Raw genomic sequence first — 19,209 nt, 5'->3', positions numbered from 1 at the left:
CTATTTTTCCTGTTTATTTCTTCTATAGTTATAGGGACCATGATATTCCTGATCCGGATTTCTTTTTAAACTAAACTTCAATGGTACGTAATCGATTCCGCCTTTTGTCAATGGGTGGCACCGTAAAAATCTCGCTGTTCCCATCGTTATCCCTTTAACACTTCCATGCGTCTGGATAGCATCGATCATATATTGGGAGCATGTTGGGTGATAGCGACAACTAGCCGGAAGTCCAGGTGAAATAAATCGTTGGTAAAAACGAACCATTCCTACAAAAACATTTTTAGCCATTTCTTCCCTCTTTTCTCTATCCGAAAAAACTATACCTTGTTTTGTAATCGAATGCAAGTTTGTAAAGTGAAGGTAAAAATATTTTTATAAAAATTAGTAAGGGCTGAAAAAGAAAACTATTCAAATTTCTAAAAGGATGCTAAACTAGAGAAAAGTGGTTGCACAATGTAACTTCTATTCATTCTAAAACGAAATGGAGTAAAATAAACAATGGGCTTAAAATTTGAACGTACCGATGACTTAGATAAATTATTTGATTCTTTTGCAGTAGATCCTAAAAAAGTGGAGATGCCAAAAGAAGAATTAGAAAAACAAGCAGCAAAAGCTGAACAAAAAGAAGAAAAGAAAAAAGAACAATAAAAAATAGCGTTGAGAGCTTTTTAGAGCTGTCAACGCTATTTTTTATTATAAATACTTCTCAATGGCTTGCCACGCTTCTTCTTTTCCTTCTTTTGTTTGAGAAGAAAAAAGAATAAAATCATCTGATTTATCAAAGTTCAGTGCTTTTTTGATGACACTTTCATGCTTATTCCATTTACCACGAGGAATTTTGTCTTTCTTTGTTGCAACGACAATAACAGGGATATCGTAGTATTTTAAGAACTCATACATTTGAATATCTTCCTGCGTTGGTGCATGACGCAAATCAACTAAAGAAACAACAGCCTTTAATTGTTGTCTTGTCGTCATATACGTTTCGATCATCTCGCCCCATTTGGCACGCTCTGTCTTAGAAACTTTTGCATAACCGTAGCCTGGAACATCGACAAAATGCAATGCGTCTTCGATTAGGTAAAAATTTAGCGTTTGCGTTTTCCCTGGTTTTCCAGAAGTTCTTGCTAAATTTTTACGGTTGATCAACGTGTTGATGAACGATGATTTCCCTACATTTGAACGACCTGCCAAGGCAATTTCCGGTAATTCAGTTTCCGGATATTGTTTTGGTGAAACCGCACTAATGATAATTTCTGCGTTATGAACATTCATAGCACTAACCTCCTAAGTTTAAATACTAAACGAGCTTTTACTGCCTTGACAGGAGAATAGGTAACGAAAACGTTCTTTAACTCAAACATGTTTTTTCCTCTTCCTAAAAGACTAGCTCGTCAAGCTAGAGAACTTTATTTCATAAAAATCAGTAAAAAAGTAGAGACAGGTCTCTACTTTTTCGTGTGTTAAAATTACCCAGCTTTTTTATCTTTTTTGTCATAAACAATCGCTGGTTTACCTGTTCCCTCAGCAGCCATTTCAGTTATAATGACTTTTTGGATCGTATCATCTGATGGGACATCAAACATTACGTCCATCATAATCTCTTCGATAATCGAACGTAACCCACGAGCACCAGTATTGCGCTCGATTGCTTTATTGGCAATTGCACGAAGTGCCTCTGGTTCAAACTCTAATTCTGTATCATCTAAAGACAACAATTTTTGATATTGTTTGACTAATGCATTTTTAGGTTCAGTCAGAATACGAACCAAATCATCCGTCGTCAACTTCTCTAAAGCAGCAGTGACTGGTAAGCGTCCAATAAATTCAGGAATTAAACCAAATTTCAATAGATCTTCAGGAATAATTTGCTGCATAACACTTTCGTCTTCTTTCAGCTTGCTGTTTTTGGTACCGAAACCGATTGTTTTTTCACCTAGGCGATTTTTAACAATATTTTCGATTCCATCAAACGCACCGCCAACAATAAACAACACATTGGTTGTATCGATTTGGATAAATTCTTGATGAGGATGTTTGCGTCCGCCTTGCGGTGGTACGCTAGCAACTGTTCCTTCTAAAATTTTAAGTAGAGCTTGTTGTACCCCTTCACCAGAAACATCTCTTGTGATCGAAACATTTTCACTCTTGCGCGCAATTTTGTCGATCTCATCGATATAGATGATCCCTTTTTCAGCTCGCTCAACATTAAAGTCAGCAGATTGTAATAGCTTCAATAGAATATTTTCTACGTCTTCCCCTACATACCCTGCTTCTGTCAAACTTGTTGCATCAGCAATCGCAAATGGTACATTTAATGTTCTAGCCAATGTTTGGGCTAAAAATGTTTTCCCAGAACCTGTTGGGCCAATTAAACAAATATTGCTCTTTTGTAATTCTACTTCTTCAGAGCTTGAATTTTCTGATTGATTTACACGTTTATAGTGATTATAGACAGCCACTGCTAATGAGCGTTTTGCCTGATCTTGTCCAATTACATATTCGTTTAAGACATCCAAGATTTCTTGAGGTTTTGGGACATCCGTTAGTTCACGTACGGCTTCGTCGTAAAATTCTTCATCAATAATCTCTTTACATAAGTCGATACATTCATTACAAATATAGACGCCTGGTCCTGCAACGATTTTTTTCACTTCTTCTTGTGTTTTACCACAAAATGAACAGCGAACTGCACCATTGTTGCTATTTGTATTATCGTACATGCGTGTCACCCCTCTAAAATTAAAAATGACTGTCGTTACAGTCTTAAAATATAATAGCATAAATCAAGTGAAAATGCGAACATTGGATTTGTAAAGATTTCATAAATAAAGGAATTCTTATGGTATACTAAAAGAGTTAAATCAATTGCTGATTTCTTTAAAACAGCAGTAAAAATGGAGGGAATTTCATGCTGGAACAAATTTTATTAGGGACGTATACACGTAGAGAAAGTAAGGGTATTTATCAAATTGCATTGGACACAGAAAAGGAAACATTATCCGAAGCAACTTTATTAGTAGAAGAAACAAGCCCGACTTACTTAGCCTTAAATCAAAAAGGTGACCTGTTCAATGTCACTTCTGTTGATGGTGAAGGCGGCATGGCAGCTTATAAAAATACTGACGGGCATTTTGACCTGATCAATAAAGTAACAGAAGCTGGCGCTCCTCCATGTTATGTAGCGATCGATGAAGAGAAACAATTGGTTTTTGGTGCAAACTATCACCAAGGAATCGTTCATGTTTACCGTATTTTAGCTGATGGTCGTTTAGAAGATACGGACAAAATTATTCATGATGAAGCGACTGGTCCTCATGAAAATCAAGACAATGCTCATGTCCACTATACGGATTTGACTCCTGATCGTCGTTTAGTCGTTTGTGATCTTGGTACTGATCGCGTTTATACGTATGATGTTAGCACTGAAGGCACATTATCTGAGGTTGCTCAATATGTTGCTGAACCTGGGACAGGACCTCGTCATTTAGTTTTCCATCCAAATAATCAATTTGCTTATCTTTTCGGAGAATTAGACAGTACGGTTACTGTTTTAGCTTACAATGCCGCAGATGGTTCATTTGAGCAAGTACAAAAAGTATCGACTTTACCTGATGGTTTTAATGAATTTAACGGTGGTGCAGCAATTCGAATTTCAACTGATGGTCGTTTTGTGTATGCATCGAACCGTGGTCATGATTCGATTGCCGTTTTTGCAACAGCTGAAGATGGCAGCAAAGTAGAACGTGTACAATTGATTTCTACTGAAGGTGAGATACCACGGGACTTTGACTTAGATCCTTCTGGTAAATTTGTTGTTGCAGCAAATCAAAATACAGATAATTTAACACTTTATCGTCGTGATGAAACGACTGGTCTTTTGGAATTACTTCAAAAAGATGTTTACGCACCAGAATGTGTATGCGTTTATTTTAAATAGGAAGTTTAAAAAAGAGGTTGAGACAAAAGAGCTTAGCTCCGAGAAATAAGAAGGAGCTGCTTTTTTACCAACGTTTATGCGTATTTGAAGGGGCTGGGATATAACTCGAAGAGTTATGTCCCAGCCCCTTTAAATCTTATTGAGTAAAGATAAATTTAAGTTCCTTTGATTTACTTTTGTTCTATCTACTCCTTACTCTGTGATTTGATAAATGGTTTCTTCTACAATTCTTAATTATATCTATACAATCTCTTTAATATCCGATCCCATCACATCGATTTTTATTTCTCATATTTTCTGACTTCCGCTTTTGATTCTTGGATCATTTCTATTGTTCTATCAAAATTTCGTGACGCATAGGCATAAAACAACACATCAACGACTATAAATTGATCATGTAATGAAGTTGTTGCAGCACTTCTTAGGACAGCTTCGTTAGAACGGACTGTTTGTAATGAATATTCGGCTTGATTTAATAAAGTATTATTCCCAAACTGGGACAAACCAATCGTTTTTAATTGATGCTTTTTAGCCACGTTTAATAACCGTAAGATTTCTTTTGTCTCTCCCGAATGTGAAACACAGAAAAAAATTGCATCTTTAGGGGCAGAGACTAACATTGTCACTAACACATGAGAATCTTGCACACAAACAACTGTCTTACCAATTCGATTCCATTTTTGTGCAATATTTTCTGCTACTAAATAAGAAGCACCTATACCAAAAACATAAATGATCGGAGCTGCTACTAGTAAATCCACCACTGTTTCGATACGCTGCTCATTCAATAAAGCTACCGTTTCCTGCATCGATTGATAAGCATTTCCTAATAACTTTGTCTTGATTTCATTCACTGATTCGTTCGCTGTAATATCTGAATAGCCTTCATAAACGGGGACTTCGATCTCCGCAGATAGACGGATTTTTAATTGAGTAAAACTAGGAACATCGATTTTTTTACAAAATCGAATCACTGTAGCTGGACTGGTTCCAGCATATTTTGACAGTTCAGCAGCTGTCATTTCAATTACCTTTTCGGGATCATTCAGAATCACTTCACCGATTTTTTGTTCAGAATTCGATAGTACATCAAGCATACTAACAATTCTGCCTTGTATATTTTCACCACTCATTCTACCCTCTCCTTTTTTCTCTTCAGTTGTATGTATGTTTATAGGGCGAATACTATACGCTCGCCCTATAAATGAATAAGCTTAATAATACGTAACGCTTCCTAACGGTACTGAGCGTTTCGCACCTGTCGCACTCGGTACGTTTCCTGGACAATTCTCTAGTGTTTGATTTGCTAAAACTGCCATTGCGATTGCCTCTTTAGCATCTGATGAAAATCCGATGTCTTCTTGGATCAATACATTGACCCCCGCCAACTCGGATTTGATCATAGAGACTAACGTTTTGTTATAACTACCACCGCCGCCAATAATCAATTCTGTCTCCCCATGGACAAATGGTTTCACCGCTTCTGCAATTGATTTTGCTGTAAACATTGTTGCAGTCGCAATCAAATCTTTGGGCGAACCAGACCATTTTTCTAACAGAGTAGCAGTAAATTGTTTGCCAAAATCTTCCCGACCAGTCGTTTTCGGATATGCTTTTTTAATGTAAGGATGTGCCATCAATTCTTCTAATAATAATTGATCAACATTCCCTTGGCTAGCGTACATGCCGTCTTTGTCATATTCTTGATCAAAAAAATGAAGGCATAATTCATTTATGATAACATTGCCTGGTCCAGTATCAAAAGCGATCATATCGGTTAATGTTCCTGATTTTGGAATAACCGTTACATTCCCAATTCCCCCGATATTTTGCAACAATCTTGTTGTCTCAGGCTTTTGATATAATACATATTCTGAATAAGGAACGATTGGGGCACCTTGACCACCGACTGCCATATCTCGCTCTCTAAAATTTGAGACAACCGTTGTCTTTGTACGCTCACAAATTACGGCTGGAGCACCGATTTGCAAAGTCGATGCGTAAACATGATCCCGAGCGTAAGGAATATGAAAAACAGTTTGTCCATGACTACCGATAAAAGCTAAATCATCTAAAGAGACTTCAGCTTTATTGCAAACTTCCAGAACAGCTTGGGCAAACTTTTCTCCTAGTTCAATATTCAAAGAACAAATTTTTTCTACGTCTGACTTTTCTAATGATAAAGCATCACGAATTCGTTGAAGTGTCGCTTCATTAAAAGGTATTGTTAAAAATTGGACTAATTTAACAGCTGTTGTTTCATTTTTACCAGAGATTTCCACTAGCGCTGCATCAATGCCGTCTAAGGAAGTACCTGACATTAAACCAACTGCATAAACCATATTTTTTCTCCTCTGTTTGCTTTTTTTATTTTTAAACGAGCCAATGCTTCTACCTTATTGATTACGGCTTAACTTCATGAAAAGCAAATTTTTGCCAGGGTCTTAGATAAGGCAATAAGATTCGATCAGCTTCCGTGATTTTACCGACAACATTTGATTTTCCAGAGTTCTCCATTGGCAATAATGCCACTTGTAACTCGCCAGCATAATGCGCATATAAAGATGTTTCTACAATAATATCTCCTACCTCCATATCAACGGTATTAAATGGACTAAATTCATGTCCTTTATATTTAACACGACTTTGCGTCGAACGCACAACATAATCAGAAACATCCCCACGATTAAAATGAAACTCGTCTAAAATAATTTTTCTTTCTATAGTAGGTGTTTTTGTGTCGATGACACAATCAAACGTCAGACGGTATGGATCAATCTCACTTAATGCTTTCAACTCTTCTTCGGATGCAAAAGCATTTGCAATGATCACATCATCAATCACGTTTGTTGCCCACAAGTGTTTTGCCTGTGTTGTTATCGGCCACGTCCGATGCATTTCTAGTGTGCAAAGTCCTTCTTCCACCGGCCACGGACCAATCGTTGCTTGTGGTGAGTTTATAAAGGCAGCCGTACGAATACCATGCTCTTTATACACTTCTGTCGTTTCATAAAAATGTTGATAATTCAACCCCGTATAGCGATGAGGATAAAAATTATGACAGCCTAAGAGTTTGTCTGGATTCGCTTGATAACTTAAAATATTCTCTAAATAACGAGTCCCTGAACTGATATTCAACTCGATTTCAAGACCTTGTTCATTAAAGGTCATAATAGACTCTTCATTTCCTGTAAAGCCCATATCTAAACGAATACCATCTGCACCAAGTTCTTTAAAGAAAGATAAATCCTCATAGCTAATCCCTAGCTCACCAAAAACTTTTGGACTCACATCGGCAATAACTTCCATTCCTAGTGATTTCCCATAAACTATCGTTTCTGTAAACTCTTCTACGATCTGCTCTTTTCCTTCATCCACAGATAACAAACAAGTAAACACACGTTTAAAATTATATTTTGCTGCTAAATCCATATAAGCTTTGATTTCTACTACACTGCTATGATTTGGATAAACTGAAATACCTAATTTTCTCATTGATTTTGCTCCATTCTGGTTTGCTCTGCTAGTAAACGGCTACTTTCAAAAAAAACAACGGCTAACAAACCACTGATACCGTATATTGTCTGTTTGATTAGTTCTGGCATAGTAGGGAATAAGAGACTTGGAACCAACGCAATCAAAAAAACAGAACAACCAATCAACCAACGATTTGGCAATAGATTCTTCTTTTTTAATAAATGAGTTATGGTTAAGCCCGCAACTATGAATAAAATACTTGAAATCATAAAGACAATTTTGATCATTTCTTTCGCCTCCCGTTATTTGATTTTATATAAAAAAATGATAAAAAGAGATTGAACAGAAGTTTTCAGCTTATTTCAGAGCTTTCAAATTTTAGTGCTTTAGCATGTAGAATTTGATGTGATTGTAGCTACTTCTGTTTGCCTTGTTTATACGTTTTCAAAGAGACTGAGCAATCTCCGAAGAGCTATGTCCCAGTCTCAATTCTCATTCTTTTAATTTGTTTAAACTTCTTTATTCAGCGATTGCATGTTCTTTTTCTAATTCATTATTGTCATAAATCATTACAAACGGATAATAAATTATAACGGAAACAATGATCAAGACAATGCTTAAAGCTGCAGCACGCCAATCTCCTCCTGTTGCCAAATAGGCACCGATCGGTCCAGGCAATGTCCAAGGGGCGGTAAAAATCACACGATTGACCAAGCCAAGTTGAGTAGCAAACCAAGCAATTGTAGCTGTTACCATTGGTGTTAAGATAAATGGAATGATCAAAATGGGATTCAACACAATCGGCGTACCAAAAATCAAAGGTTCATTGATATTAAAAATCGCTGGAGCTAATGTCGCTTTACCTAGTTTTGACGTAAACTGAGATTTTGTTTTAAAAGCTAATAAAAGAGCTAATCCTATTGTACAACCTGAACCACCGATCCAAATGAACCATTGATAAAACGGTTCTGCTGCAATATTTGGTAATTCTTTGCCAGCAGCCATTGCTGCAGTATTTCCATCTAACAGTTGCAGCCATAATGGTCTTGCTAATGATCCAACAATAGACACACCATGAATCCCAAATGACCAAAAGAATGTAATCAAAAAGATCAGCAATAAAACACTTGGTAAAGTATCAGCTGCACTTACTAAAGGGCTTACAATCTTAGAAATAGTAGAATGCCAATCAAAACCGATGAAATACGTTAGCGTAGAGATACCTAAAATAACAATTAATGTTGGTGTTAAGGTCTCAAATGATCTTGCTACTGCCGGAGGAACTTGTTCTGGCATCGTAATTTTGAATTTCGATTTATCCGTGATTCGATAAATTTCAACAGCTAAAATAGAGGTAATAATTCCAACGAACATGCCTCCACCACCTAAATTAGCCATTGGTAAAACAAATCCAGCAGTTCCTGCCGCATCCAATGCTTCAGCTGGAATATTAACTGGAACAAACGTCAAAAGAAACGCAATCGTGGATAAAATCCCACCAGAGATAACGTCCAAATTATATGTTTTTGACAAACTTGCACCGATACCAAACGTTGCGTATAGGGTCATGATATACATCGTCATGCGATACGGTAATAAAATCGTCGCTGCGTTTGATGTTAAAAACTGGGTGATCCCCCAATCAGCCGGAAGTGGCGGAAAAGCAATGATCAAGAAAAACGAACCAATAATAATCAATGGTAATGTTGCAATAATCCCATCTCTAATCGCACGTAAATGACGTTGATTTGCTAATTTTGCCATTGGTCCTGCTAGATGTTCTTCAATAAACTCAGTAAATTTTTTCAATCTTCTCATCTCCTATTTTACATTCAACTCATTTGTAAAAGCCCTTACAAAAAATCACTCAATTCAATACTTTAATAACAACATAATGGCACAAACCTATTTATTTTTTTACTCAAACCATCTAACCAAACAATCGACACGAATCTACACAAACTTGCTTGCACTAAATCTTCTCCTCCTACTTTTTCTTTTTCCGCCGCCTTATTTGATTGATAAACAAAACCATCGATAATTGGATATGTCTCTCATCGACAAACTCATCATACATTTAAAGAACTTTTTTTTCAACATTTTTATATAAAAAACGAAATAAAATTTCAATATTTTCAATCCAAAACAAAAAAAGAATGTTTTTTTATACATAAAATAAAAAATAGAATAATTTTTCCTATATTACCTGAAATTTAATTCCTAAAACGAACCTAGCGAAGTTATTTGACAACTCGTAATCAAAAAAAGGTTTTTTACGACTATTTTTGACTAGAAAATTTCTAACCTAAAAACAAAAAGGCTTATAGCTATATTTTTTACTTATATTAACTATTTCAAAGCACAAAAATGATTTTGAACTGTTCAGAAAGTACGTTTTTCCGACCACTTTTGGCTAAAAAATGAGAAAAAACTAATCTATACTAACTTTATATTAAAAGAAAGAAGGTTCACAAAAATGAAAAAGAACAAGCTCTACGTTTCAATGGGGACATCGCTGCTAGCATTGGCAGCTGCTGGTATTTTACACACAACAACAGTTGATGCTGTATCTGAAAGTAATGGAACAAATGGTAATATCGAACAAAAAAATGGCGAGCAACGTGCTGGTATCCAATCTGAACTTTTACAATCAGAAGATACTGCCTTTTATCGCAAGACTCAATTAGATAATACTTTTGGCCCAAGCAACAATCAATCAAGTGGCGTTTACAAAAGAAGCACAGATAGTATCACCATCTACGTTGACGAAAAGACAGATCAAACAGCTATGCCGACTTACACGATTTCTCCAATTATTTTAAACAGTTATCAAGAAGGAAATCCGCAAAAAATTGCTTTGAAAAAAGGGAAAAATACAATCAACAACTCGACTGAAGGGATCATTCATCTACAAAATATTACAAATGCAACAACCCAACAAAAATTGGTGGTAACTGTTGACGGTGGAGTAAAACTTCCTCGTTTCATTCTAGGAAAAACGACTGAAGCTGATTGGCAAAATCAAGTCCGTCAGAATCCTAATGCCCCCGGATATGAGTTAATAGGAAAACATACCTTAGTGACTGGCTCTAAAGCCACTTTAAGCCAAGTAAAAAGTCCTCAACGAATCGTTGAAACGTATGATAAAGTAGTAAAAATTCATGATCAATCATCTGGCTTGGATAACAGCTCATCTTTACATAGACGGAGCCGAGGACTAATTCAACATATGCGTGAAACCCAAGAATCAGGTTATTATATGTATGCTTGGTTCAGCCATACTGCTTATTCTAAAGACTCTGGTATGGAAAAGCTTTTGACTGCTAGCACCGACACACTTTGGGGGCCTATGCATGAACTTGGACACACCTACCAAATGAACCGTATGACTTGGAAAAACCAAACAGAAGTAACAGTCAATATTTACAGTATGAGAAGTGAAAAACAATTTGGCGGTAGAAGTCGTTTAGAACGTGAAAATGTATACGATGAAATCTTTGCTTATTTCAAGCAACCAACTAAAAACTACGATGAAAACAAAGATCTTTTTGTGAAATTAGGAATGTTCTGGCAGCTGGAACTAGCTTTTGGCGATGATTTTTATCCTCAACTGCATAAATTGTACCGAGAAGAAGCGAAAAGCTTAGGTAGCGATTCTGCAAAACAACAATATTTTATTACATCAACTTCAAAAATCGCTAACAAAAACTTAGTTCCCTATTTTGAAATGTGGGGGTTACCAATCACTTCTGAAACCAAACAAGCAGTCCAAAAATATCCAAAATTAACGCATAAAATTTGGGAATACCGTGATGAGATGAAAAATCCAATCAGCCCAATCGATCCGACCCAACCAGAAAAACCAGCTGCACCGACAAATCTTTCTGTTCTAGATCTGAAACATAATCTAGTAAAATTCAATTGGGTTTCAAAACAAGGAAACACACAAATTAAAGAATACATTGTTTATCGAGATGGTAAAGAGATTGCTAGAACAGCTGCAACTGACTTTACAGACAAAATGGTACAACCGATCACCACTTATAACTATACAATTGCCTCAGTCAATACAGCAGATATAGTTTCTGAAAAGAGTGCAAACTTGCAAGTAAAAACACCAACAGCCCCTATCGTTGAAGCTCCAGCTCCGACAAAACCAGTGAATATTATTTCTAGTAACATCTCAGAAAATTCACTTGACTTAACTTGGACTGCTTCAAATAGCTCAATTGGTGTTGTCGGCTATAATATTTACCGCAATGGCGTAAAAATCAGTACCGTAAAAGTCCCTTCATTTAAGGATACTGGTTTACAAGCTAATACTGCTTATACCTATCAAATCTCAGCTTTTGATAGTAAAAACAAAGAGTCGCTCAAAAGCGATAGTATCACAATAAAAACAAAAGAAACGGAAACACAACTTTCTACTTGGGAAAGCACTAAAGTGTACACTGCTGGAAATAAAGTATTCTACAATGGGACGGAATATGAAGCTAAATGGTGGACACAAGGGAATCGTCCTGATCAATCAGATGCGTGGAAATCTCTTTCTAATAAGACGATGGAATGGGAATCTAAAAAAGCATATACTGGTGGCAACATCGTAACATTCCAAGGAAATACATTTAAAGCTAAATGGTGGACACAAGGGAACCAGCCTGGAACTTCACCAGTTTGGGAAAAGATTTAATAGTAAAAAAACCAAGCGACTCATTAAAATGAGCTGCTTGGTTTTTTATCCTTATACTGGGATTTAGTGATTTTCGTAAAGCTTATTTCTTTTGTTTTTTTAATTTATATGCAAATTCGCTTGCTTTAAACAGTAAACCATTGACTGGTAAATCAAATTCACCAATAAATTCATTCACGGTTGGATTGAAGTTAGATTTAAATTTGATCAAGCCATCACTTAAACTGCCTTCTAATCCCCCCATATTACATGACGTACAGCCACGTTCAAAACATTCGTTGATGGCATCAAACCAAGTCACATAAGCAGGCATATAACGTTTATAGCGATCATCAAGTCCAGCATATAGAATTTCACTTGTTGAGCCAAAAGTAATCGCTAAAGCTCCTGCTACAACTGCAACATCACCAGAATGCGTGATATTTTCTTCAAGCTCCTTCATTTCTCGTGTAAGGGAAAAATCAAGTTCCTCTAGATTATGACGTTTTTTTACTTGATTCTCTTTTAAGTTGGCTAAATCTTCTTTGTTTTTATCAAAGCGTTGCTTGGTCTCTTCAAAACGTTCTTTCAAGTTCACTTGTGCCAACATGATAAAAGAATTCTCAGGATAAATCGTTAGTAATTTTTTAAAATAATCACTATTTCGAAGTGAGATATTTTGACGTTCAGTCGTCAATTCGATGACTTTCGCAAAATCATCCACTAATTCAGTATGCCCCATTTTAACAGTGACACCTTTTTTGTGCGCTTGTTTCATCATTTTCTTAGTGCTTTTTGATAGCTGTTCTTCACTAAAATCTTCTTTATAAATATTGGCTTGAAAACGTGGTTGGATCGTGGCATCCATCGCCATTGTCAATCCTTGATGTTTAGCTCCACTTTTAACAATGTTATCGATGATCGTTTGAGCCTGAGCATTGATTATTTGTTCTTCACCTATATGGAAATCTTTATAATGAACTGTTGGGTCCATTTTTACAAACAACGCTCTTTTTTTCTTGCCAAACTGCTTTAGCTCTTTTAAAAAAAAGGTAACCAGTTCTGAATTTGTATAATCCATAATCGGACCACGTGGCGTGTAGAGCATCGAAAATTTCATTGGTAATGGTCTGATCAATACCAAGCTGGAAGCAACTAAGATTCCATTTTCGTAAACACCAACGATTTCTGATCCCCAGTTATCCTTTACTTTTGCCCATGCAGACGATTGTAATAAGTTGCATAAAGGGTGGCTTTCAACAAATTTATCGTGTTCTTTGGCATCAACGCCAATTTTAAATTCAAACATTCTAAAAAAACTCCTCTACATTTTCGCTTCTGTATTACCATATCATAATTTATTCTACAGGAACAGTAAAGTTTTTCATGAAATTGGTTAGAAAATTTTAAGAGGCTACATCAAAACTATTATGAGTCTTGATCTAACCTCTTAAAATATAACTATTGATCACTTCTCTTTAATGATCAAAGCCGTTTTTCAAAGTGAACTGTTTTATTGATCCAATACATCACAGGTGCCGCAACAGCCATTGTCGCAAATTCACTGAGTGCTAATGTCGCGTAATTCCCCCAAAAGGCTGCTCCGCCAGCGGGTGCCAACATGTAGGCAATAATACACATTGTAGCAGTGAAAAACAATGTATTTAGCGCCAAACGAGCGATGACATTAGGTACTCTTTTTTGTAGTAGCGCTGTTAAACCTAACGAAATAAATGTTTGTAGTCCGCCATATAACGCATCCATGGCTCCAAAGCCAAAGAAAAAATTATAGACAACGACTCCACCTAAAACACCCCACATCAATTTACGATTGAATACAACTAAATGATTCAAGCTTTCAGAAATTCTAAATTGGATTGGACCTGACGAAACCGGTGCTACTAAAATAGTTAAGCCAAGATATAACGCCATCACAATACCATTCATGGTAATTGCTTTTACCTTACTGTTTGATGTAACAGTATTTTGCATAGTTTCCCCTTCTTTCTCCGAGTTTTTTTACAAGGGATGGTTGATGAACCTTGTTGAGGAACAATTTTCCTCAAAAAATGATACGTAGGCATTATATCTCATAATCGGACGTTTAACAATGATTAGTCACAATATCTTTCAACGTTCTTTTTCTTATTTATAATTTTCAAGCATCCATTATTCTTAATTATTCGCATGTCTGGTATAATAGGACTTTGTACAAGGAGGAAACAAATGAAGAAACATTTTTATCTCGTCATCAATGAAAATGCTGGTAGCGGTACTGGGCGTAAAGCCGCTGAAAAGATCATCAAACAATTGCAAACAGCCAATATTGATTACACGACTTTTTATACAGAGCATGCTGGACATGAAATTGCCATTGTTCAACAGCTAGCACAAGAAACGCTGATTCCTTGGAACACTGAGCTGGAAATTGACTCTTTTCCACTTTTAGTCGTTCTTGGCGGAGATGGTACTCTACATAGCGTAGTCAATGCTTTAGAAAACTTTGATCCTAGCATCCCGCTTGGGTATATCCCATGTGGTTCAGGTAATGATTTTGCCCGTGGGGTTGGAATCGCTAAGCAAGCTGAAAAAGCTTTTTTTCAATTGCTTAAAGCCGAGACACCACAAGAAATACAAATAATCACGTATGCCGAATCGATTCAAGATGAAGTAGGTTTTGCTGTCAACAATATTGGCATCGGTCTAGATGCGGCTATCGTCAACGCTGCAAATGCTTCTACATCAAAAAGTGCACTAAATAAGTTCAACATGGGCTCTTTATCTTATATATTTTCTATTTTAAAGGTATTATTCTCACAAAAAGGCTTTCCTATTTTAGTTGAACTCAATGGAAAAAAACTTGAATTTGATCGTGCGTTTTTATGCACCGTAACAAAGCATCCTTATTTTGGCGGCGGGGTACCGATCGCCCCTGTTGCTGATCCACGCAAACCTATTCTGGATTTTGTCTTAGTGGAAAGGATCAATATGTTTAAAATTTTCTGGCTGATTTTATTATTGATTCAAAAAAAACATATGCACTCAAAATACTTTCATCATTTTCAATCCAGTAAACTTCGGATTGTGTCAACGGTTCCTCAATATGTTCATGCTGATGGTGAAATTTTAGGGAAAAGAAGTACGGATATCTGTTTTGGGACCGTCACTCGATTATTTTGGTTTTGAGCGTATCAAAAAAAGAGGAAAAAACAATTTTTGTTTTTTCCTCTTTTTTTAGTTTAACGATTCAAATGCCTGTTTCAAATCTGCAATCAAATCCTCACTGGCCTCAATTCCTGTCGAGATTCTCAACAAATCTGGTGTTAATCCATAAGACTCTCTTAACGCCTTTGGAATATCCGCATGTGTTTGTGTCGTTGGGTAAGTAATCAAGCTTTCAACCCCACCCAGACTTTCTGCAAAAGTAAAAATCGATAAATTTCGTAATAAGTCTTTGATCATTTCTTGATCCTTGATTTTAAAACTCAGCATTCCACCACGACCTGGATACATCACTTCTTTGACGTACGTGCTGGTTTTTAAATACGCTACAACGGCCCGCGCATTTTCTTCATGTCTTTCCATCCGTAATGCTAGAGTTTTCATTCCTCTAATCAATAACCAGCTATCAAAAGGAGATAAAACAGCTCCTGTAGTGTTCAAACTATACGCCAATTGCTCGCCAATTTCTTGTGAGCGTGCAATCACAGCGCCTGCCAGCAAATCATTATGACCGCCTAAATATTTGGTCGCACTATGAATCACAACATCCGCACCTAACTCTAATGGTTTTTGAAGTAGTGGTGTGTAGAAGGTATTATCAACGACCAACTGCGCATGATGTTTTTTAGCAAAAACAGCGACCTTTTCAATCGAAACTTCACTCATTAAAGGATTTGTTGGTGTTTCAATAAACACTGCTGTTGTTTTATCCGTGATTTCTTTTTCAAATCCTGCTTCATCATCGACATAAATAAACTGATACAATCCTTGTTTCTCTAAGTCTTTAAAATAGCGATAGCTACCTCCATATAAATCTCTAGATGCAACAATTTGACTCCCCACAGGAAATTGACTAAATACTAATTGCACAGCACTCATTCCTGAACTCGTTGCCAAACCAACTGCACCATTTTCCAAAACTGCTAATGCTGATTCTACGACTTCTCTCGTTGGATTTTTAGTTCTCGTATAATCATAGCCCGTCGACTCGCCTAGTGTCGGATGTTCATACGTCGTTGAAAAATAGATAGGCGTATTGATCGATCCTGTAACTGGGTTTTGATGATTTCCGATTTGTGCCAAAAATGTGTCTGTTTGAATCTCTCCCGATTGTGATTTTTTTTCCATGACCTTCCCTCTTTTCCAGAAAATAAACGACCTTCATTTGTCGTCAGCACGTTTCCGTGTTGCCTCTCATTATATACGTCGAACAAAGCTTAAAGCAAGAAATAGTTCGATAAAAGAAAAAAACGAAACAAGCAGTAGATCGCTGTTCCGTTTTTTCTTCTTTTACTTCATAAAGTCGTATGGTGTAGTCTGATTCATTCCAATCATGGGATCGATTGTTTGTCTTTGTACCAAATCAGGTGTCAATAATCGATCTATTTCCGCCTCAACTTGTTCATCGATTTCTTGGACAGACTCACTAAACAATGATATTTCTTGTACTTTAGGTTTAATGAGTACTGGTTCAGTTACTTCTTCTACAGTAGAAGTCTGTTCCTCTTTGACTGTTTCATAGACAATCGGTCTTTTTTCCTCTGTCTCATTGAAAGGTGATTCTTTATTCAATCCCTCTTCATACGCTTCAAGTTGCATCCTTGTTGTTAAAGTCATATCATCTGCGCTTGTGATTCGTTCTTTCAACATCGTTAATCGACTAGCTGATTCATGAGCAACGCAAGTATTGAACGCCTGAACTTCTCCCAATAGTATCAGTATCTCTTTACTTCTAGTCACAGCTGTGTACAGCAAGTTTCGTTGCAGCATCCGATGATATTGATGAACCATCGGCAATATCACCATCTTAAACTCACTACCTTGCGCTTTATGGATCGAGCAACAATAAGAGAGTGTGATTTTATTCCATTCATTTCGCTTGTAGCTGACTTCATTGTTATCAAACTGAATCACTAATTCATCGACTTTGTCTTCCGACTCTTTAGCCAAGATAATTCCGACTATTTCCCCCATGTCTCCATTGAAGACATTGAGTTCTGGCGTATTCACTAAATGCAACACTTTATCACCGATTCGATAAACAGATTCATTCCATTTGACTTCTTTTTTCGTACCATCATTGGGATTAAATATTTCCTGCATCATCTTGTTTAATGCATCGATTCCAGCAGCACCTCGATACATCGGTGCCAAAAGTTGAATATCTTGAGGTGAAAAACCTTTAGCTTTCGCCTTCGTCACGATTTGCCGGACATATGTCTCGATATGATACACATCACTTGGGAAAAAGGAACGGTCTTTTTGATTCACAGTGAAATCTTGAGGAAGTTTTCCTTGTTTGATTTCATGAGCTAAGGGAATAATACTTGATCCATCACCTTGTCGATAGATTTCTGTTAGTTCTTTTTTGGGGATCTCATTGATTTGCAAAAGATCATGTAATACTTGACCCGGTCCAACTGATGGAAGCTGATCCTTATCACCAACGAAAATCACTTGCATATTTGTTGGAATTGCCTTAAATAACGTATTTGCTAACCAGGTATCTACCATTGACATTTCATCAACGATCAACAGTCCGCCTTCTAGCTCTTTCGCTGTCATACTTGGATTTTTTTCACGTCCAGTCAAACCTAATAAGCGATGGATGGTACTCGCTGGCAACCCAGTTGTTTCATTCATACGCTTCGCCGCACGTCCAGTCGGAGCCGCTAATAATATAGGAAACATCTCTTGTGTATAATCTTTCACGTCCAAAGAAAGTCCATTCAACTCCGCAAACAACGACACGATCCCATTGATTACAGTAGTTTTCCCTGTCCCTGGACCACCTGTTAAAATAAATAGAGGTGCTTTTATCGCTTCTTCAATTGCAGCTTGTTGGGAATCTCCATAAAGAATTCCTAAACGCTTTTCAATGCCACGTATATTTTTTTCTATCTCTTTTTTATCGTACTTAATCTCTTTTTTTCTAGAAAGTAAACGTTGGATGGAGGTGCCAATTCCCCATTCTGAAAAATACAAACTATTTTCAAAAAGCTTTGTACCTTCTTGTTGGATTTTGCCCTCTTCTACCAAATGAATGATTTGCTCAGCTACTTGATCCAGTGAAATCTCAACTGGGCGACTAGATTCCAATGTACTGATCGTCTCTCTAAGTAACATCTCCGCTTCAACATACGTATTACCAGAACGTACTGAATGTTGGAAGATTTCATGGGTGATCGCTGCTCGTACTCTCTTATCTGAATCTGCACCAATTCCTAGCTGCTCAGCAATATTATCTGCTCGCTTGAAACCAATTCCTTCAATATCTTCTACTAGTTGGTAAGGATTCTCGTGAATAATATCTAATGTTTCTTCTTTATAAGTTTGATAAATCGCAAATGACAGTTGACTACCGAACCCATAACGGTTTAGTCCAACGATCACTTGTTCCATCCCATGATTTAAGCGGATCGTTTCAATGATAGTTTGACGTTTTTTTTCATTTAGCTGGGGAACTTCTTCTAAAACATCAGGAGTCGCTATAATTCGATCAATGGCGTCTTCTCCCAAGATTTCTACGATTTTTTCAGCTGTTCGTTTACCGATCCCCGGAAACTTCTCACTAGAAAGATAATTTACCACACCATTGGCAGATGTTGGGCGCTCTTGTTGGTAACTATCTACTTGAAATTGTTTACCATAACGAGGATGATCCACGAAATGTCCAAAAAAGCGATAAATTTCTTCCTCTTGAATTTGACCGAAACTACCAGTCGTTACGATTTCTTTTTCTAAATAATCTGTATTTGTATCTGTGATTTTCACCAACAAAACTTTGTAAAAATTGCTAGGGTTTTGAAAAAAGATCGCCTGAACTTGTCCAACCACATATTCTTTTTCCTCTTCGCCAAACAATGTATCCATCGCTTTCACCTCGCTTTATCCCCAC

The 19,209-nt window shown here is 36.7% G+C and carries 16 protein-coding genes; 4 read left to right on the top strand and 12 right to left on the bottom strand.

The features are described 5' to 3' along the window. The gene (yidD, locus tag AC4BB7_RS05750) at window positions 1-291 is read right to left on the bottom strand and encodes a membrane protein insertion efficiency factor YidD (protein ID WP_490484706.1); all 291 of its coding nucleotides are present in this window, start codon (window positions 289-291) and stop codon (window positions 1-3) included. A gap of 210 nt (window positions 292-501) precedes the next feature. Between yidD and AC4BB7_RS05745 the strand changes: the two genes are divergently transcribed. Beyond that, window positions 502-651 (top strand): SPJ_0845 family protein, encoded by a 150-nt coding sequence (locus tag AC4BB7_RS05745; RefSeq protein WP_010771573.1) that lies wholly within the window; start codon window positions 502-504, stop codon window positions 649-651. A 45-nt stretch (window positions 652-696) separates the two neighbouring features. Here AC4BB7_RS05745 and yihA read toward each other — a convergent pair whose 3' ends face one another. Together yihA and clpX are read right to left on the bottom strand one after the other, a co-directional pair. After that, entirely contained in the window at window positions 697-1,278 is a 582-nt protein-coding gene (gene yihA, locus AC4BB7_RS05740) for a ribosome biogenesis GTP-binding protein YihA/YsxC (protein WP_490484705.1), read from the bottom strand. Window positions 1,279-1,472: 194 nt separating this feature from the next. Then, a complete protein-coding gene (gene clpX / locus AC4BB7_RS05735; RefSeq protein ID WP_086312243.1) occupies window positions 1,473-2,726 on the bottom strand; it encodes an ATP-dependent Clp protease ATP-binding subunit ClpX in 1,254 nt (417 codons plus the stop codon). A gap of 188 nt (window positions 2,727-2,914) precedes the next feature. Between clpX and AC4BB7_RS05730 the strand changes: the two genes are divergently transcribed. After that, complete coding sequence (locus AC4BB7_RS05730; protein ID WP_490484704.1) at window positions 2,915-3,943, top strand: lactonase family protein; 1,029 nt, start codon at window positions 2,915-2,917, stop codon at window positions 3,941-3,943. A 281-nt stretch (window positions 3,944-4,224) separates the two neighbouring features. Here AC4BB7_RS05730 and AC4BB7_RS05725 read toward each other — a convergent pair whose 3' ends face one another. The 5 genes from AC4BB7_RS05725 to AC4BB7_RS05705 form a co-directional block, all read right to left on the bottom strand. Then, a complete protein-coding gene (locus AC4BB7_RS05725) occupies window positions 4,225-5,076 on the bottom strand; it encodes a MurR/RpiR family transcriptional regulator (RefSeq protein ID WP_490484703.1) in 852 nt (283 codons plus the stop codon). 81 nt (window positions 5,077-5,157) lie between these two features. Beyond that, window positions 5,158-6,285, bottom strand: coding sequence for an anhydro-N-acetylmuramic acid kinase AnmK (anmK, locus tag AC4BB7_RS05720; protein ID WP_086312240.1), 1,128 nt, complete (start codon window positions 6,283-6,285; stop codon window positions 5,158-5,160). Between the two features lie 61 nt (window positions 6,286-6,346). Further along, window positions 6,347-7,438 (bottom strand): DUF871 domain-containing protein, encoded by a 1,092-nt coding sequence (locus AC4BB7_RS05715; RefSeq protein ID WP_086312239.1) that lies wholly within the window; start codon window positions 7,436-7,438, stop codon window positions 6,347-6,349. Further along, window positions 7,435-7,707, bottom strand: coding sequence for a hypothetical protein (locus AC4BB7_RS05710; RefSeq protein ID WP_086312238.1), 273 nt, complete (start codon window positions 7,705-7,707; stop codon window positions 7,435-7,437). Before AC4BB7_RS05710 ends, AC4BB7_RS05715 begins: the two co-directional genes overlap by 4 nt. 232 nt (window positions 7,708-7,939) lie before the next feature. Further along, window positions 7,940-9,238: a PTS sugar transporter subunit IIC gene (locus AC4BB7_RS05705; protein WP_490484702.1), complete on the bottom strand. Its 1,299-nt coding sequence runs from the start codon at window positions 9,236-9,238 to the stop codon at window positions 7,940-7,942. A gap of 658 nt (window positions 9,239-9,896) precedes the next feature. On the opposite strand from AC4BB7_RS05705, the gene AC4BB7_RS05700 reads away from it, so the two are divergent. Further along, the gene (locus AC4BB7_RS05700; RefSeq protein ID WP_490484701.1) at window positions 9,897-12,110 is read left to right on the top strand and encodes a M60 family metallopeptidase; all 2,214 of its coding nucleotides are present in this window, start codon (window positions 9,897-9,899) and stop codon (window positions 12,108-12,110) included. 82 nt (window positions 12,111-12,192) lie between these two features. Here the strand turns inward: AC4BB7_RS05700 and AC4BB7_RS05695 are convergent, their stop codons facing one another. Together AC4BB7_RS05695 and AC4BB7_RS05690 are read right to left on the bottom strand one after the other, a co-directional pair. Beyond that, window positions 12,193-13,398 carry an aminoacyltransferase gene (locus AC4BB7_RS05695; RefSeq protein WP_490484700.1) on the bottom strand — a complete coding sequence of 402 codons (1,206 nt, stop codon included), beginning with the start codon at window positions 13,396-13,398 and terminating at the stop codon, window positions 12,193-12,195. 176 nt (window positions 13,399-13,574) lie between these two features. Then, window positions 13,575-14,081, bottom strand: a complete 507-nt coding sequence (locus tag AC4BB7_RS05690; RefSeq protein ID WP_490484699.1) for a QueT transporter family protein — start codon at window positions 14,079-14,081, stop codon at window positions 13,575-13,577. A 234-nt stretch (window positions 14,082-14,315) separates the two neighbouring features. On the opposite strand from AC4BB7_RS05690, the gene AC4BB7_RS05685 reads away from it, so the two are divergent. Continuing rightward, entirely contained in the window at window positions 14,316-15,275 is a 960-nt protein-coding gene (locus tag AC4BB7_RS05685; protein WP_490484698.1) for a diacylglycerol/lipid kinase family protein, read from the top strand. A 48-nt stretch (window positions 15,276-15,323) separates the two neighbouring features. Here the strand turns inward: AC4BB7_RS05685 and AC4BB7_RS05680 are convergent, their stop codons facing one another. After that, window positions 15,324-16,439: a PLP-dependent transferase gene (locus tag AC4BB7_RS05680; RefSeq protein WP_490484697.1), complete on the bottom strand. Its 1,116-nt coding sequence runs from the start codon at window positions 16,437-16,439 to the stop codon at window positions 15,324-15,326. Window positions 16,440-16,601: 162 nt separating this feature from the next. Next, a complete protein-coding gene (gene recD2 / locus AC4BB7_RS05675; RefSeq protein ID WP_490484696.1) occupies window positions 16,602-19,184 on the bottom strand; it encodes an SF1B family DNA helicase RecD2 in 2,583 nt (860 codons plus the stop codon). Window positions 19,185-19,209: the final 25 nt, after the last annotated feature.

This window comes from Enterococcus sp. AAFC-DPL-5182 (genome assembly GCF_058216605.1).
The sequence above is the reverse complement of the archived record's forward strand: the minus strand, read 5'-3'. Positions and strand labels throughout refer to the sequence as shown.